Raw genomic sequence first — 24,911 nt, 5'->3', positions numbered from 1 at the left:
TAACGTTAGAAATATGTAAGGACTATAATATGTTAAAAGAGCAAATGGTAGTAAAAAATTCAACTGGTTTACATGCACGCCCAGTAACAACGCTTGTTAAATTAGCTGGCCGTTATAAATCATCAATTGAACTTGTTTATAACGACAAAGCCATTAAATTAAAAAGCATGATGGGTTTACTTGGTGCTGGCGTTAAAGGTGGTTCAACTGTTGAAATCATCTGTGACGGTGAAGATGAACAAGCAGCAATGGATGAAATCCGTGAATTATTTGCTACAGGTTTTGGTGAATAATTTTAAGCGATTTTAACTTAGCTTATTTTATTTACTGAGAAATGAAAATTCCGTCGACCTTGGTCGACGGAATTGTTTTAAAAGGGCATCAACTAAATACTTTTAAGTAGACCTAATAGATTACTAATCTTTGATGATTGAATCCAATTCTGTATGATCAATAGAAGGCAATGATTTGGTAAAACATCGAGTTAAATAAAGCAAATAACAAAATCCAATTACTAACCAAATTAAACCTACCGTCATCGCTGTCGTTTCAAGACTGGTCCATAGCCATAACGAAAGTGATACGCCAATTGCTGGCATTAATCCATATTTTAAAAGCATTGGTACTGTTTTTTCCGTACCACTTAGGTAGCTTTTGATTACGCATAGGTTAACGAAGGTAAAGGCTACTAAGGCGCCAAAACTGATCATTGAAACGACTAAACTTAAATCAAGTACCAAAGAGAGTAGTGAAAAACAGGAAACAAAAATAATTGATAAATAAGGTGTTCGAAAACGAGGATGAATTTTATAGAAGATCTGTTTTGGTAACACACCTTCACGCCCCATTGCATAAAAGATTCGTGACACACTAGTTTGTGCGGTCATTGTAGAGGCAAATACACCTGTCAAATAAGCGGTTTGGAAGAAATTATACATAAAATCATTACCGTATTTGCCAAGTATACTGGTTAGATGACTTATGCTATCAACTTTACGCATTACATCTAAACTGGCAGTATCTTTATTATCAACAAAATCTGTCCATTGTGGGTAAGCTAAATGTGCACAATATGAGACAACTAAAAATATACAACCAGCAATCAATACGGTGCCGATAATTGCTCTTGGTAAGGTTTTTTTCGCATCATTGGATTCTTCTGCTAGTGTTGCTATAGCATCAAAACCTAAGAAGGCAAGACATAATATGGCAGCTCCAGAAAATAAACCACTAAAATCATCGGTTGTGACGGATATTGGTTTTAACATTGTTTCAGGTGTCAAATGAACATTTGTCAATGTCAAAATAATAAACAATACGATGAATAATGCTTGAAAGAAATTCAAAGTAATATTGGCCCAATTAATTAACTTGATTCCAAGGTAATTTAATACACTTACACCTACAATTGATGCCAATACATATACATAAGCTGGAATACTATCATATAGTTCATGTAGATAGATCCCTAAAACCAAGTAATTTAATATTGGTAAAAATAGGTAATCAAGAATTTGTGCCCAACCAACTAAGAAACCTGCTTTTCCACCAAAAGTTCGTTGTACATAGGTATAAGCCGAACCAGCAATAGGTAGTTTATTTGCCATTCGGCAATAACTTAATGCTGTGAAAAAGATCATGGCAAGGGTGATGATATAGGCTACAGGTAAGTGTCCATTACTGACAACGGTAACTTCCCCATAAGTGGTAAAGATCCCTAAAGGAACCATATAAGCTAAACCAAATGCAATCAATGCAGGTGTGGTTAAAACTCGTTTCATTTTTATTGCGGACATGATTTAATTTGCTCCTCTGTCCCAAAAAACAATAAAAAACTACTAAGTATAGTTTTGCCTTTTTACCCGCTTAAAGCGGCAGGGAATTCTCCCACATTATTATAATTATGCAAGCTAATTTTTAGTAAAGATCATAAGTCCGCGTAATTTGTGAGCTTTTTTTGATAAAAAAAATAAGTCAGCTTGTTAATTGTGTTCAATAAATACTAAAGTTGAATAATTTAATTGGCTATTTGATGGCTTTATTGTTGTTTGAAAAATGTATTTTCCAATCGATTGTTGCATAGGTTTGATGTTGATTAGTTATAAAAAAACACCCTGACAATGGCAGGGTGTTATATTTTTTAAAACAATAGGTTAGTTCAATTATGCTTGTTGGTAAACTGTTTTGCCGCCTACAATTGTGGTTAATACTTTGACGTTTTGTATATCTGTTGCCGGAATGGTAAATGGATTACGATCTAAAATAATTACATCAGCAAACTTACCTTTCTCAATAGATCCGATATAGTCTTCTTGTTTTAAAACATAAGCAGCACCGATGGTCGCACAGCGTAGTACTTCAAGTGCTGTTAAATTGCGATCACTGTTTAAACGTGGATGTTCAGCATCAATCTGTCTAGTCATAGCTATTTGGAAATCATACCATTCATTAAGCGGATCAATTGGCCAATCACTACCAAAAGCACAAGTTACCCCAGCATCAATATATTGACCGTGTGCTTCTAAACCATTATAACGTTCAGCACCAAATAATGTTTTATACTGTTCAATCATTGCAGAACTACAGCCGGCCCACTGGAATGAAAAAACAACATTTGCATTTAATTGTTTATAACGGTCAAATTGATGCATCGCACTAAGTTCATTATGAGCTGTGCTTGGTCTAATATCTGCATTGGGTAGTGCTTTACGCATTTTTTCAATCGCATTAAGCACCACTTCAATGGCTCCTTCGCCAACGGTGTGCATGTGTGGATGAAAGCCTGCCCGTGATGATTCTAAAATTAATGCATCAAGCATTTCTATCGAATAATAGAGGTCACCATAGCGATCTTTTTCATTTTCTAATTGATAAGGTTGTAATAAACGAGCTGTCATTAATGGAGCTTGCATTACACCATCGACAAATAATTTGGTATGAGATACTTTAATTCCTGGTTTTGGTTGCCAGTTTTTGTCATTATAATGCTCAGCAAATTGTTTAACGCGATCAATAACTGCTGGAATATCTTCTATACTACCAACATCATCAGGTGGTAATTCTCGGGCTCCAAATAATCGGATCGACAGTTGGTCTTGTTGTTGTAATTTTAGAAATGCATCAGCTTGGGTTTCTGTTATCCGCGCATCCATTACCGCTGTTACACCTTGCTTATTTAATTCTTCTTGTGATAATTTAGCAATGTTTACTGCTTGTTCGTCGGTAAGTTTGGAAATACTGTCAAATGCACGCATTGCAGGGGCATCTTCTAATATACCGTTTAAATCACCATCCTGAGTACGCCCAATTTTGCCATCAGATGGTTCAGGTGTATTACGATCAAGGCCAAATTTTTCTAATGCAATGCTGTTGGCAACTAGCGTATGACAGTCATTTGAAAATAGAATGATAGGACGCTGAGTATTAAGTTTATCTAAATCGAATCGAGTAATATCTGTACCAATTGGTAAAACTTCTTGGCGCAACCAGCCTCGAACTTGTAACCAACTACTACTATTGTGAACGGAATCATTGTCTAAATATTGTTGAATAATGGCTAAAGTATCATCTACAGTTAAACTCTGGTAATTTAGATTACATGAGGATAATTGCATGCCGCCCCAAAAGGTATGTAAATGGGCATCAATAATCCCTGGCATCATAGTTTTACCTTGTAGGTCATAGATTATCGTGGAATTATCAACATATTGACTGTTATTTATCTCTTGCGTGCAGCCGGTTGCAATAATATAGCCATTTTGAATTGCAATCGCTTCACAAACCGTATCGTGTTGGTCAGCAGTATAGATGTAACCATTAATATAAATAACATCGGCTTTTGCCATTATTTTTGATTCCTTAAAAAAGATCTGAAATTAAGGGTGAACGATAGCAGATTTATAAAAAATTTGTCAAATGCAATAATTTTCTTTATTGTGTGTCAAGATTATGTTACAACTAACATATTTAGTTACAGCGTCACAAGGTGAACCGATGAAATATCAGCAGTTAGAAAACCTTGAATGCGGTTGGAAGTGGCACTATTTAGTAAAAAGGCATTTGGAAGGGGAGCTTATCACTCGTTATATTGAAAAGAGTGCTGCTCAACAAGCCGTAAATGAATTATTGTTATTGGAACACAGACCGACTGCGGTTATTGATTGGATTAAGCAGCATCTAAATCCAGATTTAGATAATCGTATGAAGCAAACCATTCGAGCACGACGAAAACGACATTTTAATGCCGAACAGCAAAATACACGTAAAAAGTCTATTGATTTGGAATTTCTAGTCTGGCAACGATTGGCTAATTTAGCTAAGCGCCGAGGATGTACGCTGTCACAAACAATTACACAACTAATTGAAGATGCAGAGCAAAAAGAGCAATATGCTAGTAAAGTATCGACAATTAAAGATGATTTACTGTCATTACTTGATGTCAATATAGACGGTAAATAACTTAAACTACAGGATAAATAGGTTTAATTATGGGAAAATCCCTTGTTATTGTGGAATCACCAGCCAAAGCAAAAACGATTAATAAATATCTTGGCAAAGATTTCGTAGTTAAATCAAGTGTCGGACATATTCGCGATCTTCCAGTGAGTGGTAGTAGTCAACGCACTGAAAAAACAAGTAAAGATAAAGCCGAGAAAAAAGTTAAACGATCGGAAAGACAAGTGTTAGTCGATCGTATGAGCGTTGATCCTTACAATGGCTGGCAAGCGCATTATGAAATTTTACCTGGCAAAGAACGAGTGGTTGCCGAACTTAAAAAGTTAGCCAAAGATGCCGATATGATTTATCTCGCAACCGACTTGGATAGAGAAGGGGAAGCTATCGCTTGGCATCTAAAAGACGTTATTGGTGGTGATGATAATAAGTATCGTCGAGTCGTATTTAACGAGATAACCAAAACGGCGATTAAAAATGCTTTTAACCATCCAGCCATGTTGGATATGGATCGGGTTAACGCTCAACAAGCAAGACGATTTATGGATCGTGTGGTTGGCTTTATGCTATCACCACTACTTTGGAAAAAAGTCGCTCGTGGCTTATCAGCAGGTCGTGTTCAATCAGTTGCGGTACGCTTAGTGGTTGAACGTGAGCGAGAAATTCATGCATTTATTCCTGAAGAGTATTGGGATCTTTATGCTGATTTAAAAACTGCTCATCAAGAACAATTAACAATGCAAGTAACGCATTATAAAAATGATGCGTTTGAACCTAAAGATCGTGTTGCTATTGATATTGCTTTGGATGAATTAAATAAAAGCCAATATCAAGTCACTAATATTGAAGAAAAACCGACTAAAAGTAATCCAACAGCGCCGTTTATTACTTCAACTTTGCAACAAGCGGCAAGTACCCGTTTAGGTTTTGGTGTTAAAAAGACGATGATGTTAGCACAACGCCTATATGAAGCTGGTTATATTACTTATATGCGTACCGACTCTACTAATTTGAGTCAGGATGCGTTAACCATGGTTCGGGACTACATTGGACAAAACTTCGGTGAGAAGTATTTGCCTAAATCAGCTAACGTTTATAGCAGTAAGAAAAATTCGCAAGAGGCGCATGAGGCAATTCGTCCATCAGACGTGAATATTCTAGCGGATAGTCTTGGCGATGTTGAGGCTGATGCAGCTAAATTATATCAATTAATTTGGCGTCAATTTGTGGCTTGCCAAATGACATCAGCCGAATACAACTCAACAACTATTACAGTTAAAGCGGGTGATTTTACCTTAAAAGCTAAAGGTCGAACCTTGCGTTTCGATGGTTGGACAAAAGTGCAACCACAATTAACTAAAAATAATGAAGATAAGATGTTGTCAGCAGTATCTATGCAAGATATGTTGGAATTAATAGGCTTAGATCCTAATCAACACTTTACTAAGCCTCCAGCTCGTTACAACGAAGCTTCATTAGTTAAGGAACTTGAAAAACGAGAGATTGGTCGTCCTTCTACTTATGCAACGATTATATCAACTATTCAAGATCGTGGTTATGTACGATTAGATAATCGTCGTTTTTATGCGGAAAAAATTGGCGAAATTGTCACAGATCGTTTAAGTGAAAATTTCAATGACTTAATGAGTTACGATTTTACTGCTCGCATGGAGCATGCACTTGATGAAATTGCCAATAAAAAGCAAGAATGGCGTGAAGTTTTAGATCAATTTTTTGATGATTTCAGCCAACACTTAACCATTGCAGAACAAGATCCTGATCGTGGAGGTATGCAACTTAATCCACTAGTTTTAACACCAGAAATTAAATGCCCTAATTGTGGTCGTGAAATGGGCATTAAAACTGCTGGTACCGGTGTATTTTTAGCGTGTTCTGGTTATGCGTTACCTCCTAAAGAGCGTTGTAAGCAAACAATTAATTTAATTCCCGAATATGAAACCTTGAATATTTTGGAAGAGGCAGAGACAGCCGAAACTGACGCGTTGAGAGCACTTAAACGTTGTCCTAAATGTCATACGGCTATGGACAGTTATTTGCTCGATAATGAACGTAAATTACATATTTGTGGTAATAATCCAATCTGTGATGGTTCATTGGTTGAAAAAGGCACATTTAAGGTAAAAAGCTATGAAGGTCCAATTATTGAATGTGAAAAATGTGGATCAGAAATGCATCTTAAATCAGGCCGTTTTGGACTTTACATGGGATGTACCAATCAAGATTGTAAAAACACTCGTAAGATCTTAAAAAATGGTGATGTAGCGCCACCTAAAGAAGATCCTGTTGATCTGCCTGAGTTAAAATGTACTAAGTCAGATGCACATTTTGTATTACGAGATGGTGCTTCAGGTATCTTTTTAGCTGCACATAATTTTCCAAAATCAAGAGAAACTCGTGCACCACTAATTGAAGAACTACAACGTTTTAAAGATCGTCTACCCGAAAAATTTATTTATTTAACGCAAGCGCCGAGTCAAGATCCAGAAGGTAATCCAGCTATTGTGCGATTTAGTCGTAAAAGTAAACAGCAGTACGTTACTTCCGAAGTCAATGGCAAATCGACTGGCTGGGTAATGCAATACGTTGATGGTAAATGGGTTAATAGTAAAAAATAGGTAAGAACACCTGATGATTTATGTAAAATCGCTCAGGTTAAGGAATCGTTTTAGTATAAAAAGCTGTTTTTTGTTTGTGCTAAAGTGTGAAAGGAATTACCTTACGATTTCCCTCTTTTTGACTTTTTATATAGTTTTAAAAAGGGGGAAAGGTATACAGTTAAAGGAGCCTTTGTCATGAAGTTGCAACAACTGCGTTATATTGTTGAAGTCGTCAATAACGATCTTAATGTGTCACTTACCTCTGAAAAACTGTATACTTCTCAGCCAGGGATCAGTAAACAGATCAAATTGTTGGAAGATGAACTTAATGTGCAAATTTTTACTCGTGTCGGTAAACATCTTTCCGAAGTTACCCCCGTTGGTGAGAAGATTATTGCGTTAGCTAGAGAGATTTTAACTAAATCGCAAGATATTAAAATTATTGCTAAAGAATTTAGTCAGCCTAATCAAGGCTCATTAACCATTACTACAACTTATACTCAAGCTCGTTATACTTTACCAATTGTTATTCAGCAATTCATGCAACAGTATCCAAGTATAACACTCCATATGGAGCAAGGATCATCTCCGCAATGTCTTTTACAAGCGCAAACAGGCCAAGCTGATTTTGCTATCATAACTGATTTATCTGAACTTAGCGATGATATGATTGCCATACCTTGTTATCATTGGAACCAAGCTGTGATTGTAATGAAAGATCATCCATTAGCTAAAAGTAGTTTAATTACTATCGATGAATTGTCTAAATATCCTTTAGTCAGTTATGATTTTTCTAATGATGGGTCTGATTTGAATCAAGCTTTTATCAAAGCTAATCAAATTCCTAATATTGTTTTTAGTACTACTGATGCGGAACTGATCAAAACTTATGTTAAGTTAGGGGTTGGCGTTGGCATTGTCGCTAAAATGGCGGTTAATGAAAGCTCTGATAGTGATTTTGTGGTACTTAATGCTGGACACATATTTCCATATAGTACCACTTATATTGCCTTTGCTCGTTCGCTATTTTTACGCAATTATATGTATGATTTTATTAATCAGTTTTCGGCACATTTAAATAGGCAAACAGTTGATAGACTTATCTTATGTGAAAATAATGTAGCAGTACAGGCTATGTTTAATGGGATTAAATTACCTGTTAGGTAGTAGGAAAATCTTTTGCTTATAAATTTTAAAGACCAAGCACAACAGATTGTGCTTGGTGACTAATGTTATTTATGTCTAGCTTTTAAAATAGCAATGACATTTTGCATTGAGAGATTTTGATCTTGTAGTAAGACCAATAAGTGATAAATTAAATCGGCTGATTCATTTTTTAACTCTTCTTTGTCGTGTACTGTAGCTGCAAGTGCAGTTTCAACACCTTCTTCTCCCACTTTTTGGGCAATACGCTTCGTACCATCATGGTAGAGTTTTGCTGTATAAGATGATTTAGGGTCAGCATTTTTACGAGCACCAAGTAATTGTTCTAAATCGTATAAAAATCCCCATTCAGTTTGGTTATTGTTAAAACAGCTATTTGTTCCTGTGTGACAAGTAGGACCAATTGGATTAACTAAAATAAGTAGGGTATCATTATCACAATCGGTCGAGATACTTACCACATTTAAAAAATTACCTGATGTTTCACCTTTGGTCCATAAGCGTTGTTTGGTACGAGAGTAGAAGGTTACTTTGCCACTAGTTTGTGTCTGAGTTAATGCTTCTTGATTCATATAGCCAAGCATAAGCACTTCACCAGAAACATAGTGTTGTATGATAACCGGCATTAAATTATCAACTTTTTGCCAATCAAGTTGTTTAGTGTCTATTTGTATTTGGGAATGTTGAGTTAACATAATCGGATTTCTACTCCATGTTGAGCTAAATATTGTTTAAGTTCGCCAATATTAATTATTTGTTTGTGAAAGACGGAAGCGGCTAATGCACCATCAACATTGGCTTCTTGAAAAGCTTGCAAAAAGTGCTCCATAGTTCCAGCGCCACCAGATGCAATCAGAGGTACATGACAAACTTCTCGAATTGTTTTTAGTTGTTTTAGATCATAACCATTACGGACACCATCTTGATTCATCATGTTTAGCACTATTTCACCTGCCCCTCGTTTTTGTACTTCTTGCACCCAATCAAGTGTATTCCATTTGGTTGCCACAGTGCGCTTTTCATCGCCGGTAAATTGATAAACATGATAACTATCGGAATCTTTATCATACCAAGTATCAATCCCTACCACGATACATTGTACTCCATAACAATCAGCTAACTCAGTAATTAAACTCGGATTAGCTAACGCAGGAGAGTTGATTGAAATTTTATCAGCACCAAAAGTTAAAATTTGTCCTGCATCTTCAACCGTTTTTATACCGCCAGCGACACAAAAGGGGATATCTATTACTTCAGCGACTTTTGCCACCCAACTTTTGTCAACTACTCGACCGTCGGATGAGGCTGTAATATCATAGAATACCAATTCGTCGGCCCCTTCTTCGGCATAGCGTTTGGCTAATGGTACAATATCACCAATGATTTCATGATTACGAAATTGTACACCTTTTACAACTTGTCCATCACGGACATCTAAACAAGGTATTATCCTTTTTGCCAACATGAAATCGCCTCCTGAACTGTAAATTTACTTTCTAATAATGCTCTACCAACAATAACGCCGGCAACACCACTATCTTTTAATGCTTTAACATCATCTATTTGACCAATACCACCAGAAGCTTGAAACGCAATTTGTGGATATTTTTGGCTGATCTCTTGATAGAGTTTTACATTAGAGCCACTTAGCGTTCCATCTTTAGAAATATCTGTACATAGTACATGTTTCAAGCCATAGGGTAGATAATCATCAATAACTTGTTCCAATGTCTGTTTAGAATCCTCTTGCCAACCATGGATAGCGACGTTTTTGTTACCTTGTTGGTCAATACGAACATCTAAGGCTAATACCAACGATTCAGGGCCATAAGTATCAAACCATTTTTTTACTAAATCAGGTTGTTTAATAGCTGTTGAACCAATAACTACTCGAGTTGCACCTGCGGATAATAATGCTTTAACATCTTCTTCTGTCCGAATTCCACCACCAATTTGTACTGGAACTTGTACACCATTAATCAGGGATTTTATCAATGAGATTTGTCGAGCTTTCGGATCTTTAGCTCCAGTTAAATCAACCAGATGTAATAGTTTCGCACCTTGCTTTTGATAATCTTGTAGACGAGCTAAGGGATCATTACCATAATCTCGTTTTTGATCATAATCACCTTGATGTAACCGCACAACAGTACCATCAATTAAATCAAGCGCGGGAATAATAATAGGATAAACTGCCATAGTTACATCTCCAAAAAGTTTTTGAGCAATTTTGCACCGGCTAAGCCAGAACGCTCTGGATGAAATTGCACACCGTAAAAGTTGTCTTTTTGTACGGCAGCAGTAAAGCTTTCGCCGTAATTGGTTTCTGCGATAGTTGATGAGCATAATGGTAAGGCGTATCCATGTACAAAGTAAAAGTAAGCACCATCAGGAATATCTCTAAATAGATGATGTCCGGCTTTGGGATTGACTTGATTCCAGCCCATATGTGGTAGTGGTAATCCACAATCAGGAATTTGTACTACTTTTTCGTGAATAATACCTAAGGTATCGACATGACCTTCATTACTATAATCAGCTAAAAGTTGCATACCGAGGCAGATACCTAATACTGGTTGAGTACAGACTTTGATAAGCTCAATTAAATTACGTTCTTCTAATTTTTGCATTGCAGCAGAAGCTGAACCGACACCTGGTAAAAACAGTTTGTCTGATTCGAGTACTGTATCAGGATCAAGGCTGATAATTGGATTATAGCCTAATCTCTGTATTGCATATTTGACTGAGGAAAGATTAGCACAGCCAGTATCTAGAATGACAATTTTCATCTATAACACTCCTTTCGAGCTAGGTAATCTATCACTTTCAATTTTAATCGCCTGTTTGAGTGTTCTGGCAAAAGCTTTAAATAAGCTTTCGATACGATGGTGGTCATTATCACCGGTTGTTTCAATGTGCAAGGTAATTGCCATAGTATAACTTAGAGAATAGAAGAAATGTTCAACCATTTGTGTACTCATATCGCCAACTTTCGGATCACTGAATTGTGCTGAAAACTTGAGGTAAGGCCGACCTGAAATATCCATTGCACATTTTGCTAAACACTCATCCATTGGAATAACTGATGCATAACGAGTGATACCTCGTTTATCGCCAAGTGCTTTTTTTAGTGCTTCGCCTAAGGCAAGACCTGTATCTTCAATAGTGTGGTGATCATCAATATGTAAATCGCCTTCTACTTGAATGTTTAATTTGATACCGCCATGCGTGGCGATTTGGTCAAGCATATGATCAAAAAAACCAATGCCAGTATTAATTTGACTGCCACCTTGTCTATCTAACCAAACTTCAACTAAAATTTTGGTTTCTTTGGTATTTCGTTCGACTTTGGCATAACGATCTGCAGTGGTTAAACGTTGGGCTATTTCATTCCAATTAAGTGATTCTGGATTATAGTGTAATCCTTTTATTTGCATATTTTCAGCAAATTGCATATCTGTGACCCTGTCACCGATAACGTAACTATTTTGTTTATCTAACTTACCACTGGTTAAATAAGGTAGAACTAAAGTGATTTTCGGCTTACGACATTCACAATTATCTTGAGGAAAATGAGGGCAGATCAGTACATCTTCAAAGTTAACACCTTGTGATTCGAATATTTGCATCATTAAATTATGCGGTCCATCAAAATCAGCTTGCGGATAACTACTGGTTCCTAATCCATCTTGATTGGTAACCATAACCAATTTGTAACCAGCAGCTTGTAGTTTTAGTAGTGCTGGGATCACATTAGGTTCAAATGCAAGTTTTTCAAAACTATCAACTTGATAATCAATAGGGGGTTCAACTATTAATGTTCCATCACGGTCGATAAATAAATATTTTTGTAACATACTTGCTCCTATTATATCGCTTTGAGTGCTGTTATTACTGCTTCACATTCTGCTTGTGTACCAATCGAAATTCGAATAAAACCATCTTGGCCTATTGATTTGCTTTGATCACGCAAAATAATGCCTTCATTCCATAATTTGCTAAATACCTCTTTATTGCTTTGGAATTTAACACATAAATAATTAGCTTCGCTAGGATAAACTTTTTCAACGATTTCTAAAGCCGAAAGTTGATTCGCTAATTTCTCTTTTTGATTATTGAGATTGATAACATGTAACTTCATGGTATTTATACCATCTTTACTTAATGCTTGGGTTGCTATATCAGCAACCGGTGTTGCTAAAGGATAAGGTGCAATGACTTTCTGTAAAGCATCTATTACTGGTTTATTTGCTAAAGTAAAGCCGCAACGTAGTCCTGCTAGTGCAAAAGCCTTCGATAAAGTTCGTAAAATAACTAAGTGAGGATAATTTGCAAGCCAGCTCACAACTGTTGAATTTGGAGAAAACTCAATATAAGCTTCATCAATAATCACTAAAGCGCGATTTTCAGCTAGTTTAAGTAAAGTTTTAATATCATCTTGGTCTATCAAATTACCAGTTGGATTATTAGGTGAACATACATAGATCAATTTAACATTGTCTAGATTTTGTTTAATTCCGTCTAAATCGAGTTGCCAATTAGATTTAGTTGGTACGGTTTTGGTTTTTATACCTAGTGTTTCGGCACTGACTTGATACATACCATAAGTTGGAGGGCAGTAAAGCACTGTATCGGTTTCAGGTTCACAAAAAGCTCGCATTAATAATTCTATTGCTTCATCGGCCCCCCGACTAACAATCACTTGCTCTGGAGTGACACCCGCATATTGCGCATAACGATTAATCACTTGTTCGGGTTGTGCTTCAGGATAGCGGTTTAAGTTTTGCTCAGTTAACTGAAAATTGGGTGCAACAGGGTATTCATTGGCATTTAGCCATACATCACCATTACCACCTATACGCCTAGCTGATTGATAAGGAGTCAACTTTTGTACGTTCTTTCTGACTAATTGATTAATGTCCATTTTATTCACCTATTTTTCAGAATCTGAGTTAAGTTTAGCTAAACGAATAGTTACGGCATTTTTATGGGCGGTAAGTTGCTCTGCTTGAGCCATTAGCTCAACAGCATTACCGATTGCTTGCAAACCTTCAGCAGTCAATTTTTGTACTGTCATACGTTTTTGAAAATCAGCTAAACCAAGGCTCGAATAAGTAGCTGTATAACCATAAGTAGGTAAAACATGATTAGTACCCGATGCATAATCACCTGCTGATTCAGGTGACCAATCACCTAAAAATATCGAGCCAGCGCTATTAATTTTATCAACTAATTCATCAGCATTTTGCGTTTGAATAATTAAATGTTCCGGTCCATAGCGATTACTAATATTCACACATTCTTCTAAATCTTTAGTAACAATAAGTCGGCTTTCTTGTAAAGCTTTTTCTGCGATCTCTTGGCGTGACAGTTGTGCTAGTTGTTTATCTACTTCAATTGAAACAGCTTGAGCAATTTTTTCATCGGGTGTTAGTAGTACTACTTGAGAGTCTGGACCATGTTCAGCTTGAGAAAGTAGATCAGCGGCAATAAATGCTGGATTAGCAAAACTGTCAGCAATCACCAATACTTCTGAAGGTCCAGCTGGCATATCTATAGCTGCACCATCTAGCCTTTGACTAACTTGACGCTTCGCTTCGGTCACATAGGCATTACCTGGGCCAAATATTTTATCAACTTTTGGTACTGATGCAGTACCTAATGCCATTGCAGCAATTGCTTGTGCACCACCTAGCTGATAAATCTCGCTCACTCCACATAGTTCTGCTGCATATAAAATTTCATCGGCAATAGGTGGTGGTGAACATAAAATTACTTTACGGCAACCAGCAATTTTAGCTGGTATTGCTAGCATCAATACGGTAGATAATAAAGGTGCCGAACCTCCTGGTATATACAGTCCTACCGAATCAATTGGTCTGGTTACTGACTGACATTTGATGCCCGGCATCGTTTCCACAGTTATAGTTTGTCTAACTTGTGCTTGGTGGAATTTTTCGATGTTACTTACAGCTAATTGCATCGCTTGTTTTAATTCTGGTTTAACACGGCTTGTCGCAGTTTTTATTTCATCTTCTGTTAATTTGATTTGCTTAATTTGTACTTTATCAAATTTATTACTTAATTCTTTTAGGGCTTCATCGCCATTTTGTTTTACTTGAATCAAAATATCTTTAACCGCTTGGCTAATAGTATCAGAAGCAGCTATAGCAGGACGAGTTAGTAATTCTGCTTGTTTTTCTTTAGAACATTGTTGCCAATATGATAGTTTCATTTAATTACTCCATCATTTTTTCAATTGGTAATACAAGGATTGAGCTTGCGCCTAAATCTTTCAATTTTTCCATGGTTTCCCAGAATAATGATTCAGTACTCACCATATGTAGTGCTACCCGATTTTGTTCACCTGTTAATGGTAAAATGGTTGGGTTTTCTGCACCAGGTAATAATGATACAACTTGATCTAAAACGGCTGTTGGAGCGTGTAACATAATGTATTTGGATTCACGAGCTTGAATTACCCCTTGAATACGCGTCATCACTTTGTCGATTAATGCTTGTTTTGTTGGTGACATTTCACCTTCTCGTTGAATTAAACAAGCTTTCGATTTATAAATAACTTCAATTTCTTGTAGACCATTAGCTTCAAGTGTGGCCCCACTAGATACTAAATCACAAATTACATCTGCAAGGCCTGCTCGTGGTGCAACTTCAACAGAACCATTAAGTAAACAGGTTTTAAAATTGACATTGTATTGTGAAAGGTAACGGCGGAGCAGGTGAGGATAAGTGGTTGCAATGCGTAAATTATTTAAACATTCTGGTCCGCTGTAAACAAAATCACGAGGAGCTGCAATTGATAAGCGACAGCCACCAAAATCTAGGCGACGCAAGGTTTTATATTGTGGATTTTCACCTTCGGCTCTTCTATCAAGAACTTCTTCTTCTAACACATTCTCACCGACAATACCAATATCGACAACACCATCAATCACTAGTCCTGGAATATCGTCATCGCGAACTCGTAAAATATCGATTGGCATATTTTCGGCAAAAGCAATTAAGCGTTGTTCTTGCAAATTGATTTTTACGCCACATTGAGCCAATAATTTTTTCGACTCATCGCTTAAACGTCCCGATTTTTGCATTGCTATACGTAAACGTGAATTATCCAACATATTATTCTCCAACTTGTTTAAATAAATTTATAAACCACAAATAAAAAACCCTCGGAAGACTGATCTTCCGAGGGTTCTCTAAATGCTTTTGCGATATCACCGGAAGACCTTTTGTCTTCCAGCACCAATCGCCCGAAGACTATTCAGGAATGATGGTGATGATGATGTTTAGTAACGAAAACACAAAAACAATTCATAAAAAATAAAACCTTTAAATTTAACTGTTGTACAACATATAACACAAATGACTAACTCGCAACTTATTTTTGTCGATTTATTAAAAAAATATAAAAAATTGAAATTTTTTAATTATCTATCTTATTTATTTTTGTCATGTTTAAATAACAGAAATAGATTAAATTATAAAATTTGTTTTAATTGATGGCTGACCTTATATCGGCCAAAGTTCGAGATTTTTGTTAAGAAAGCATCTAATGCATCATTTTCAAAACAGCTAACAATCATATAACAACCGTCACCAGTAATCTTATAAAACTCAGAAATTTCATTAACAGATTTTACTAATTTTTCAAAAGATTCAAATTGATTTGAGTTCATGTAAATAGTGATAAATTGTAATTGATGTTTTGGTTCTTTGATTGTGAACTGTTCTATAATATGATTATTTAGCAACTCTTGTACACGTTGCCCCACAGCTTGACTTGATAAGAATACCTTCTCGCCGATCTCGCGCCAGGATTGACGACTATTTTGTCTTAATTGATTTAAGATAGCGTGGTCTTTTTTATCCATATTTCCAATTTGAAAGCAAACCGAGATTTATTACTTCAATTTGCTATGTCATTTAGAGGTTGATTATTTCGAAATAATAACACAAAACATTACAAAGGAGAGCAAAATGACTCAAGCATTGATGATTATTGATGTACAAAATGATTATTTTCCCAATAGAAAATACCCATTAAACAATACCGAACAGACATTGCAATGTACCTTAAAGCTACAAAATTATTTCCGCCAAAAGCAATTACCGATTATTTATATCCAGCACGTTAACCAAGATGCTAATGCTGTTTTCTTTGTTAAAAATAGTTATGGTTGTCAGTTACATCCTAAATTACTTCCTATTCAAGAATATAATGAATTTGTGATTGAAAAGGCTTATCCGAATAGTTTTTATCAAACACAATTACAGCAGAAGTTAAAGCAAGCAGAAATAACCCAGCTGGTCATTTGTGGCATGATGAGTCATATGTGTGTTGATTCTACAACTCGTTGTGCATATGAACTCAATTACCAACCAATTTTAATTCATGATGCTTGTACTACCCGTGATCTTGAATTTAACGGTAATATTATTTCATCGTCAGATGTTCATAATAGCTTTATGTCGGCATTGATGCGATTTGCAACAGTAATGAATATTGAATCATTCATTGAAACAAATTAATAAGTTAAAATACTTTTTCTTAATTTTTGAGGATTAATAAAAAATCCTCATTTTTTGACATAAATATTTATCCGTGATAATCCTAACTGAAAGGAATTTTGTTATAGCTAGTTTTATAAATTGGATTTTATATGGCTCATCCTGTTAATCATATTAATAGTTATATTTTTTTGGGTTTTTCATGCTACCAATTTTTTATGGTATTTATACATTTTCGTTAATATTTGTATTTGTACGGATACATTGGATTATCATGGCCCATACTAGATGCAAATGATTTAAATGAAGCAAATTTATTTGAATTTAATGATTGGCTAGAAGCAATAAAAACTTATCGGCACCCCCTATAGAAACAATAAACCATTATTAATATTTGATTAAATCATCGATGTTTTAATATTTATTAATTAATAGGATTTAAATATTTATGCTATTTACCCAAGTCGCAAATTATTACCACTTAGAACTCGATGTTTGATTGACTTTTTAATTATTGAATTAAAAAATTTACAATGGTGAAAATTGATAAATAAAATATTTACTTAATATATGTAAGTGGATATTATTGTTTAAGTTTTATATCGTCAATTACTATAAAATACACAAAATTTGATTTAATTTAGAATAGTTGTCATAAGGAATATGAAATGGGTATATTTTCTCGTTTTTTTGGTAAAAAAACAGAATCAAAACAGATGGATAATTCGATTGTCCCAAATCCTGATATTGAAAATGCCGTTAGCTTAAGTATCGTATTTAGCGGTGCGCTTAACATTAATAACGACGAATTATTAGCAAAACTTAAATCGATTAATCCGACCATAAAAGATATTCGATATGAAACGCCGTTCGGACAACTTGAAGAAGGTATGTGTATTTTAGTAAGTTGGGGTAAACATGTTATTAGAATATTTGGTCTCAATGCGCCTTATCCTAAAGCTGTATTAGAAGCATGTGTTACTCCTGCTAGTTATAGTCAAGAAATAAAACAACAAGTTTATGAAAGTGATAGTCATTTATTATTATATTATGTTGGCTATGAACAAGATGTATTAGAGCAGTACTTAGCTTTAACTCGTTTAGTAGCATGCTTTGAACAATTTAATGCGTTAGCAGTAATTAATGAAGATGCTCATACTTCATTACCAGTTAATTTTATTAATTCACTAGCTTCGGAAAAAGATGGTTTATCCACTTTAGGGGAATGTTTACCTTTATTGTTTTGTGGTTTTGTTAAATATGAGATAGAAAATATTAAAGGGATTTGGATGCGTACTTATGGTGCTAATAAATTTGGTTTACCTAATTTTGCTGCATTAGCCAATAGTTATGAAGAAAGTGAATATTATTTTGATATGTTTAGTAACATTTTAAATTATTTGCGACAAAGTCAAGCAATAATGAATCCTGGCGATACCATTGAAATGGGGGATAATCGTATGATGTCATTACGAGCGCCTCAAGATGATGAGTATTTCTTAAAAGATCAGGGTGATCTTTTAGTAATTGAAATTAATAACTAATTTTATATTATTCGAGTTTTAGGAAAGGTAATAAATATTTGGCTTTACCTTTCCTAAATACTTAGCATCTTATTGTTGAATCGTTTGTGGATATTTTTTACCAGCTAAAACACTAAATCGCCCAGTTCCTAATAATGCCAAACTAAAAGCGGTTAATGACATAAAAGCTGGATACTCCCAACCACCACCAGGATTGGTAAATGACCAACCATTAGTCCAATGTACAATGGTTATTATTGCTAGTTGAAAAAAAGCAATTAGCGCTACTGCACGGGTTAAAATACCGAGTAACAATAGTGCGCCACCACCAATTTCAAAAACGATAACGATATAAGAAAAAAAGCTAGGAAAGCCAAGAGTATGAAAATACTCGGCGGTACCTTCAGGGGTTAGAACAAGTAGTTTGGTAAAACCATGGGCTAAAAACATCATACCTAAAGCAATTCGTAATACAAATGCAGCTACATCAGTTTGATATTCTTTCATTTTGGTTTCCTATATTAAGTTAGCAAAATAACAATAATGAAACTCATAAAGATTTCTTAAAAACGTTATTACTCTTTTAAAACATAGGATACTGCAATTAAGATTGTCTCACAGTTAACAATCAATAGTAAAGTAATAGACAATTATCATCAATTTTTATAACTGAAAATTAAGATGATATAAGTATAATTTGCTTATGTTTGTGAATAGAAAAAATAGCAGTGCGACGAGTCGTCGCACCGTTATTGCTTACTTATTGTTGGTGTCGAATAGACTTAAATCTTTCTGTTGTCTGAGTTAATGCTGTTTCTGTAGGCAAACGTTCCATTGAACTTGCGCCGTAAAAACCATTACAATCAGGACAATTTTGTAAAATATATTCTGCATCTTCAGGGGATGAAATAGGTCCACCATGGCAAAGTATAATAATATCTGGACGAATTGCTTTAGCTACTTTAGCCCATTGATTGATTAAAGGTACACAATCCGCAAGTTTTAATGCGGTTTGGGCGCCAATACTACCACCGGTGGTTAAGCCCATATGTGGAACTAAAATATCCGCTCCAGCTTTGGTCATATCAATAGCATCTTGCTCACTAAATACATATGGTGTAGTTAACAGATCTTTTTCATGTGCTTTGCGAATCATCTCAACTTCTAACGCATAGCCCATACCTGTTTCTTCAAGATTAGCTCTAAAATTACCATCAATTAAACCGACAGTAGGGAAGTTTTGTACGCCAGCAAAACCGGTAGCTTTAATTTGATCTAAAAACTGATCAAATTGGCAGAAAGGATCGGTGCCATTTACACCAGCTAAAACAGGAGTATGTTTTACAACCGGTAATACTTCTTTTGCCATATCCATAACAATTTCATTGGCATTACCATAAGCTAATAAGCCAGCTAGCGATCCGCGACCCGCCATACGATAACGACCAGAATTGTAAATTACAATCAGATCAATACCACCAGCTTCTTCGCATTTCGCCGATAATCCTGTACCAGCTCCTCCACCGATGATAGGTTGACCTTTAGCAATCATATCATGGAATTTTTTTAATAATTGAGCACGTTTACTACTCATAATTTTCTCCATTACTTTATTTAATTATATTTTTAAATTCGTTAATAACTAAATTACAAAATTCTGGTGAATTAATATGATGCGAGGTTTTTATTAACCGTCGTTTTTCAGTTTGAATAAAGACTTTTTCAAACTCATCTATGAAAGCTTGATCCGCTTGCGGTGACCAAAAATCCCCATTTTCAATATCAAGTGCAGAAAAACCACTTTCAGGAATAATAAAAACGACTTCACCTTGACATTTATTTAGTTTAGTAGCGATCCAATTTGCCATGATTTTATTCTCTTCTGGCGTGGTTCGCATTAAAGTAACTTGTGGATTATGAGGATAAAACAGACGATCTCGATATTTTTCTGGAATAGTATCTGGGCTACCGAAATTAACCATATCAAGGGCACCACATGATCCAATATATGGAACTTGACTTCTTGCAATGGCTTCAAATCGATCTTCATCACAAGCAAGTACTCCATCAAATAGATGATCACAAACTTCAGTGGTCGTAATATCAAGTACACCTTTTAATAAATGGCTATCAGCTAATTTTTCCATTGCCTTACCGCCACTACCCGTTGCATGAAAAACTAAGCAATCGTATTTATCATTTAATTTTGCTGAAAGTGATTGAACACACGGGGTAGTAACACCGAACATGGTTAATCCAATTGCTGGCTTATCTTCAACTTGTTCTTGCGTTTTAAATAACACTGAACCTGCGATAGAATTAGCTGCATTGGCGAGTACTTTTCTTGAGATAACATTTACGCCAGCAATATCTGTAACGGAATAGAGCATGGCAATATCACTTGCACCGATATATCCTGATATATCACCTGAAGCCATAGTTGAAACCATCAACTTTGGTACGCCAATAGGCAGTGCTTGCATAGCTGGAGTGATTAATGCGGTACCACCCGAACCACCTAAACCGAGTATAGCGTCAACATCATTTTGCGCTATTAAAAATTGTTTAAATGCATTAGCCATTGCAACGATAGCCTTTCCTCTATCGGTGACAAAAACAGCTTTTTCACCCTCGGGATGATATTTAGCAACAGTGCTAGCACTAATATCAGCAATGTGATTAAAAGAATGTGGTTGCTTAGTGGAGATATCAACGATTTTACTTTCAACATTTCTTTTACTAAGTAAATGTTTGACGTAAACAATCTCTTCTCCTTTTGTGTCTAGTGTCGCGACCAAGTAAACCATATTATGCGATGCCATTTATTTCTCCTTAACAGATAAAATAGAACTCGATACTTCTTACTCAACTATCAGCGATTACTACTTTGACGATTATAAGCTAAAAATGAGACATTAGTCTCATTTTTTTTAAATTTTTTTAAAAATTTTTTTAATATTATAGTTATGTTAAAAAAAGTTGTATAATTTACAAAAGTTTACTAATTGGCAATAAATAAAAATATGAATATAGATAGCTTAATGATTTCTAAGAAATATTCTGGAGCCAAAAAAAGAACTTACGATCGTCTTATCGAAACTGCGATTGAGGCTTTAGAGCAGGGTAAAGAGATATCTATCACTGAATTATCAGATAGAACAGGTATTTCTAGAGCTACTGCTTATCGCTATTTTCCGACTAAAACCGATTTAATATCAGCGGCTGTTGAACAATCACTTAGCCCAATATTTTTATGGCAATCAGATAAAGAAAATGTCGAAGATCGGATAAATGATTTTTTAGCTTTTGCTTTGCCACAAATGTTAAAACATGAGGGAACATTACGCGCAGCTTTAAGCCTCTCTTTAAAACAATGGGCAGATGAACGGTCACAATTAACTGAAAAGACTAAAAAACTTGTGCGAGGTAATCGTAAGGAAATTCTTACCAATTTATTACAGCCACTCAAAGCACAATTATCTGACGATCTTTTTGATAAAGTTATCTACTCAATTTCAATCATATATGGTTCTGAAATATTCATGGTGTTAAAAGATATTTGGAACTTTGACAGTGAGCAAGTGATAGATCTTTCACAATGGATTGTTAAAGCTATCATTAATCAAGCTAAACAAGAAGTGCAAGATGAATCGATTACTGAATCTTGATTGTTCTAAGTTCGGTTAAAAATTTTTAATTACATTTTAGCAATAGTTTTAACCAAAATTATAACTTATATTTAAAATACAGTAAGTTAGAATACGCTAGTTTAATTTATGCATTAAGTATAAATAAGTCTAATAAAGAGTAATCTTAAATTCCCTCTTTTCGATAACAATATTTAACCTATTATCAATTTTAATCTTAATTAGAATAATAAATACAGTGTCTTATTAGGTAAGTTTAAAAATATTTTTAATAGCAGCATTCAATTGATTAGAAACTTTAAAGTCTTGTAGCGCAATTTACCATTATTTTCTTAAATAAAAACCAATATTAGTTTGCCAACCTTTTGATGGTTTTAATGTTATTCGTTTGTTAAAAAAGTGATTAAAAACTTAATCCAACATTTAATAAATTTTTTAAAAGTTCGCTTATTCTTTCACAGTAGTAAACAATTTAGCTTATCAGGTGATTTAACATTAATGATCGGATAATAAATAAAAAAGACACTGCTAGATTAGATAGTGTCTTTTTATGATAATTGAAGTTAGTAAAGAAAATAATTAAATTGTATGCCAAATACTTTTATATTTGAAAGGTTAATTTTCAAATTAGTGGTATTGAACAGATTGCTGACTTTGCTCATCGTGAACTAAGAATAAACAAGTATCGCTGGTTAAAACGGCTTGTTCTATACGTTGTTTATCTTGCTCATTAAGATCGTTAATACAAGCAACCACATAACTACAGGTTTTACTTTGTAATGCCTTTTCAATAGTCGAGACTAAATTATTATTAGTTAGGTTAGCTAAATGTACGACTTTTTGTTTATCAAGCCCAGCAATATTCAGCCATGAACGTTTTAACATTGGACGATCTGATAGCCATAATTGCCATTTCTTTTCTTTATTGAACGAACGTAATAAAGGTCTCTGCTGTTGCAACACTTGTTGAAAAGGTGTTTCAAAATTGATAGCCATAAGTTGTGGTGATGAATGTTCAATAAGCATAATAATCTCTACACTGTTTATTTACACAGTGTATATTAATACAGTATTTTGAGGTTGTAAATACCGTTTTGCTCATTTTTTATATTATTATAGTGTAATATATCTTCATGAACGAAAATATTGATAGGTCAAAATCCCTAAAAACGTCATTAATACTGAACCTGCAACATGAATAGCGATGGTAGTTAATCCCCAACCAATACGTCCTTCTTGAAGAAAATTGACAATCTCAGCTGAAAAGGTGGAGAAAGTCGATAATCCACCACAAAAACCAGTAATTATTAACAATCTCCATTCAGAAGATAGGGTAGAGTGATTAAAAAAGGCAATGGCGAAACCAATAATATAACCAGCAATTAAATTAGCAACTAATGTCCCTAACGGAATAGTAAAAGCAATCACATTTAACTTTAACGATAAAAACCAGCGTAATAAACCACCAGCAACTGAACCGACCGAAATTGCTAAAATAAGTTTTAACATAAATGGTAAACCTTTAAATCATTAATTAACCATGATCATATCAGTAGACTAATAAAATGGGTATCTTTTTGCTGAGTAAATTATTTCATTTATTAGCTAGGCTAACCAAAATCATTTGATTGTAATCATTATTATTTTTTATTGGTTTGCGTTAAAATAGCTGATAATAATGATGAATTATAAAGGTTAAAATAATGTTTACAGGAATCGTTCAAGGTGTTGGTCAAATTATTGATATCATCGATCAAGATAAATTACGTACTTATAAGGTAAAATTACCAGCAAAATTAACACCGAATATCGAAATTGGTGCATCCATTGCTAACGACGGATGTTGTTTAACTGTGACCGATTTTAAAGATGATTGGGTTACTTTTGATATTATGCAAGAAACGTTAGCCTTAACAACTCTCGGTAGTAAAAAGTTAAATGATTTGGTAAATATTGAACGAAGTGCAAAATATGGTGATGAAATTGGTGGTCATGTAATGTCAGGTCATGTATCTTGCCGAGCCACCATTATTGACATCCAAAAAACAGCAACTAACTGTCAAATGACGTTAGCCATGCCAGAAAAATTTATGAAATATGTTTTATATAAAGGTTTTATTGGTATAGATGGTGCAAGTTTAACGGTAGGAGAAGTAAAAGATAATCAATTTAATATCCATCTAATTCCTGAAACATTAGCGATTACCTCTCTAGATAGTAAAAAAATTGGTGATGAAGTAAATATTGAAATTGACTCACAAACTCAAGCTATCGTTGATACGGTGGAAAGGGTATTAGCAACGAAAAAATAAAGTTAAGCTAATTTGTACCTAAATTGGCTGATAGTGTACTGATTGTTAGTTAATAATGGTTTATTGTTAAACATTCATACGTTAATAAAAAAGGAAACAACATGTTTATAGTAAAACACTTTAAACCATTATTATTAAGCATGGCGATGCTTGCACCTTTTAATTGTTTAGCCGATCAATTAAAATTAATCATTCCAGAATTAGCTAAAGATGGATTTACTAGTAAATTTATTTCCAATCAATTTGGTTGTACTGGCGATAACATCTCACCGCAAATTGAATGGCAGAATGTTCCAACTAATGCTAAAAGTTTAGTATTGACCATGTATGATCCTGATGCACCGACGGGATCCGGTTGGTGGCATTGGCAGGTGGTAAATATTCCTGTGCAAAGCCAACTTATTACTGAATCAGCTGGTAATCAACCTAAATTATTACCTAAAGGTAGTCAATTAATTCGCAATGACTATGGTACGATTAATTATGGTGGTCCATGCCCACCGGAAAACAGCAATCACCGTTATCAGTTTACACTTTATGCTCTTGATATTGACCATATTGATGTGACTGATCAAACAACACCCGCGATGATAGGATTTATTGCAAATGCACATCAAATAGCCAAAACAAGTATCACTTATCATTACACTCGTTAGGCAATAATTA

The 24,911-nt window shown here is 34.7% G+C and carries 25 protein-coding genes and 1 other annotated feature; of the genes, 9 read left to right on the top strand and 16 right to left on the bottom strand.

Features of this window, described 5'->3' with window-relative positions; translation table 11 throughout:
- Window positions 1–29 precede the first annotated feature (29 nt).
- Window positions 30–293 (top strand): HPr family phosphocarrier protein, encoded by a 264-nt coding sequence (locus AC5LWZ_RS07750; RefSeq protein ID WP_034913021.1) that lies wholly within the window; start codon window positions 30–32, stop codon window positions 291–293.
- A gap of 123 nt (window positions 294–416) precedes the next feature.
- Here AC5LWZ_RS07750 and AC5LWZ_RS07745 read toward each other — a convergent pair whose 3' ends face one another.
- Window positions 417–1,799: an APC family permease gene (locus AC5LWZ_RS07745; RefSeq protein ID WP_493464190.1), complete on the bottom strand. Its 1,383-nt coding sequence runs from the start codon at window positions 1,797–1,799 to the stop codon at window positions 417–419.
- A gap of 363 nt (window positions 1,800–2,162) precedes the next feature.
- Window positions 2,163–3,845 carry an amidohydrolase gene (locus AC5LWZ_RS07740; protein WP_493463409.1) on the bottom strand — a complete coding sequence of 561 codons (1,683 nt, stop codon included), beginning with the start codon at window positions 3,843–3,845 and terminating at the stop codon, window positions 2,163–2,165.
- Window positions 3,846–3,993: 148 nt separating this feature from the next.
- On the opposite strand from AC5LWZ_RS07740, the gene matP reads away from it, so the two are divergent.
- The 3 genes from matP (at window position 3,994) to cysB (ending at window position 8,237) form a co-directional block, all read left to right on the top strand.
- Window positions 3,994–4,458: a macrodomain Ter protein MatP gene (gene matP / locus AC5LWZ_RS07735; RefSeq protein WP_110448052.1), complete on the top strand. Its 465-nt coding sequence runs from the start codon at window positions 3,994–3,996 to the stop codon at window positions 4,456–4,458.
- A gap of 29 nt (window positions 4,459–4,487) precedes the next feature.
- A complete protein-coding gene (topA, locus tag AC5LWZ_RS07730) occupies window positions 4,488–7,088 on the top strand; it encodes a type I DNA topoisomerase (protein WP_493463408.1) in 2,601 nt (866 codons plus the stop codon).
- Window positions 7,089–7,265: 177 nt separating this feature from the next.
- Window positions 7,266–8,237 (top strand): HTH-type transcriptional regulator CysB, encoded by a 972-nt coding sequence (cysB, locus tag AC5LWZ_RS07725; RefSeq protein ID WP_198220340.1) that lies wholly within the window; start codon window positions 7,266–7,268, stop codon window positions 8,235–8,237.
- Between the two features lie 65 nt (window positions 8,238–8,302).
- Here cysB and hisIE read toward each other — a convergent pair whose 3' ends face one another.
- The 9 genes from hisIE to AC5LWZ_RS07680 form a co-directional block, all read right to left on the bottom strand.
- Window positions 8,303–8,902 (bottom strand): bifunctional phosphoribosyl-AMP cyclohydrolase/phosphoribosyl-ATP diphosphatase HisIE, encoded by a 600-nt coding sequence (hisIE, locus tag AC5LWZ_RS07720; RefSeq protein WP_493464189.1) that lies wholly within the window; start codon window positions 8,900–8,902, stop codon window positions 8,303–8,305.
- Window positions 8,903–8,922: 20 nt separating this feature from the next.
- Entirely contained in the window at window positions 8,923–9,699 is a 777-nt protein-coding gene (gene hisF / locus AC5LWZ_RS07715) for an imidazole glycerol phosphate synthase subunit HisF (RefSeq protein ID WP_065613040.1), read from the bottom strand.
- Window positions 9,681–10,418 carry a 1-(5-phosphoribosyl)-5-[(5-phosphoribosylamino)methylideneamino]imidazole-4-carboxamide isomerase gene (hisA, locus tag AC5LWZ_RS07710; RefSeq protein WP_493464188.1) on the bottom strand — a complete coding sequence of 246 codons (738 nt, stop codon included), beginning with the start codon at window positions 10,416–10,418 and terminating at the stop codon, window positions 9,681–9,683. The genes hisF and hisA overlap by 19 nt, the downstream gene beginning before the upstream one ends.
- A gap of 17 nt (window positions 10,419–10,435) precedes the next feature.
- A complete protein-coding gene (gene hisH, locus AC5LWZ_RS07705; RefSeq protein WP_086363954.1) occupies window positions 10,436–11,023 on the bottom strand; it encodes an imidazole glycerol phosphate synthase subunit HisH in 588 nt (195 codons plus the stop codon).
- On the bottom strand, window positions 11,024–12,091 hold the full coding sequence (hisB, locus tag AC5LWZ_RS07700) for a bifunctional histidinol-phosphatase/imidazoleglycerol-phosphate dehydratase HisB (RefSeq protein WP_493463407.1): 1,068 nt from the start codon (window positions 12,089–12,091) through the stop codon (window positions 11,024–11,026).
- A gap of 11 nt (window positions 12,092–12,102) precedes the next feature.
- Window positions 12,103–13,158 carry a histidinol-phosphate transaminase gene (hisC, locus tag AC5LWZ_RS07695; RefSeq protein WP_493463406.1) on the bottom strand — a complete coding sequence of 352 codons (1,056 nt, stop codon included), beginning with the start codon at window positions 13,156–13,158 and terminating at the stop codon, window positions 12,103–12,105.
- A gap of 9 nt (window positions 13,159–13,167) precedes the next feature.
- Entirely contained in the window at window positions 13,168–14,469 is a 1,302-nt protein-coding gene (gene hisD / locus AC5LWZ_RS07690; protein WP_493463405.1) for a histidinol dehydrogenase, read from the bottom strand.
- A 4-nt stretch (window positions 14,470–14,473) separates the two neighbouring features.
- Window positions 14,474–15,373: an ATP phosphoribosyltransferase gene (hisG, locus tag AC5LWZ_RS07685; RefSeq protein WP_198247262.1), complete on the bottom strand. Its 900-nt coding sequence runs from the start codon at window positions 15,371–15,373 to the stop codon at window positions 14,474–14,476.
- Between the two features lie 39 nt (window positions 15,374–15,412).
- Window positions 15,413–15,538: a sequence feature (His leader region), on the bottom strand.
- Between the two features lie 195 nt (window positions 15,539–15,733).
- Complete coding sequence (locus tag AC5LWZ_RS07680; protein ID WP_493463404.1) at window positions 15,734–16,126, bottom strand: Lrp/AsnC family transcriptional regulator; 393 nt, start codon at window positions 16,124–16,126, stop codon at window positions 15,734–15,736.
- A 106-nt stretch (window positions 16,127–16,232) separates the two neighbouring features.
- Between AC5LWZ_RS07680 and AC5LWZ_RS07675 the strand changes: the two genes are divergently transcribed.
- Entirely contained in the window at window positions 16,233–16,784 is a 552-nt protein-coding gene (locus AC5LWZ_RS07675) for a cysteine hydrolase family protein (protein WP_493463403.1), read from the top strand.
- Between the two features lie 647 nt (window positions 16,785–17,431).
- Window positions 17,432–18,307 (top strand): DUF4261 domain-containing protein, encoded by an 876-nt coding sequence (locus tag AC5LWZ_RS07670; protein WP_493463402.1) that lies wholly within the window; start codon window positions 17,432–17,434, stop codon window positions 18,305–18,307.
- Window positions 18,308–18,376: 69 nt separating this feature from the next.
- On the opposite strand, the gene AC5LWZ_RS07665 is transcribed toward AC5LWZ_RS07670, so the two are convergent.
- The 3 genes from AC5LWZ_RS07665 to AC5LWZ_RS07655 form a co-directional block, all read right to left on the bottom strand.
- Complete coding sequence (locus AC5LWZ_RS07665) at window positions 18,377–18,793, bottom strand: DoxX family protein (protein WP_110447771.1); 417 nt, start codon at window positions 18,791–18,793, stop codon at window positions 18,377–18,379.
- A gap of 253 nt (window positions 18,794–19,046) precedes the next feature.
- On the bottom strand, window positions 19,047–19,880 hold the full coding sequence (locus AC5LWZ_RS07660; protein ID WP_493463401.1) for a phosphoenolpyruvate hydrolase family protein: 834 nt from the start codon (window positions 19,878–19,880) through the stop codon (window positions 19,047–19,049).
- A 16-nt stretch (window positions 19,881–19,896) separates the two neighbouring features.
- On the bottom strand, window positions 19,897–21,108 hold the full coding sequence (locus AC5LWZ_RS07655) for a Tm-1-like ATP-binding domain-containing protein (RefSeq protein WP_198200020.1): 1,212 nt from the start codon (window positions 21,106–21,108) through the stop codon (window positions 19,897–19,899).
- A gap of 219 nt (window positions 21,109–21,327) precedes the next feature.
- On the opposite strand from AC5LWZ_RS07655, the gene AC5LWZ_RS07650 reads away from it, so the two are divergent.
- Complete coding sequence (locus tag AC5LWZ_RS07650; RefSeq protein ID WP_493463400.1) at window positions 21,328–21,954, top strand: TetR/AcrR family transcriptional regulator; 627 nt, start codon at window positions 21,328–21,330, stop codon at window positions 21,952–21,954.
- Window positions 21,955–22,560: 606 nt separating this feature from the next.
- On the opposite strand, the gene AC5LWZ_RS07645 is transcribed toward AC5LWZ_RS07650, so the two are convergent.
- Both AC5LWZ_RS07645 and crcB read right to left on the bottom strand, forming a co-directional pair.
- Window positions 22,561–22,959 (bottom strand): cell division inhibitor SulA, encoded by a 399-nt coding sequence (locus AC5LWZ_RS07645; protein WP_110447774.1) that lies wholly within the window; start codon window positions 22,957–22,959, stop codon window positions 22,561–22,563.
- Between the two features lie 105 nt (window positions 22,960–23,064).
- Window positions 23,065–23,442, bottom strand: a complete 378-nt coding sequence (crcB, locus tag AC5LWZ_RS07640; RefSeq protein WP_086357986.1) for a fluoride efflux transporter CrcB — start codon at window positions 23,440–23,442, stop codon at window positions 23,065–23,067.
- 194 nt (window positions 23,443–23,636) lie between these two features.
- On the opposite strand from crcB, the gene AC5LWZ_RS07635 reads away from it, so the two are divergent.
- Window positions 23,637–24,245: a riboflavin synthase subunit alpha gene (locus AC5LWZ_RS07635; RefSeq protein ID WP_110447775.1), complete on the top strand. Its 609-nt coding sequence runs from the start codon at window positions 23,637–23,639 to the stop codon at window positions 24,243–24,245.
- Window positions 24,246–24,346: 101 nt separating this feature from the next.
- On the top strand, window positions 24,347–24,901 hold the full coding sequence (locus tag AC5LWZ_RS07630) for a YbhB/YbcL family Raf kinase inhibitor-like protein (RefSeq protein ID WP_493463399.1): 555 nt from the start codon (window positions 24,347–24,349) through the stop codon (window positions 24,899–24,901).
- The last annotated feature ends 10 nt before the right edge of the window (window positions 24,902–24,911 follow it).

The sequence above is a fragment of the Gilliamella sp. LMG 34362 genome (assembly GCF_984569125.1).
This window is presented reverse-complemented; position numbering and strand designations above follow the sequence as displayed.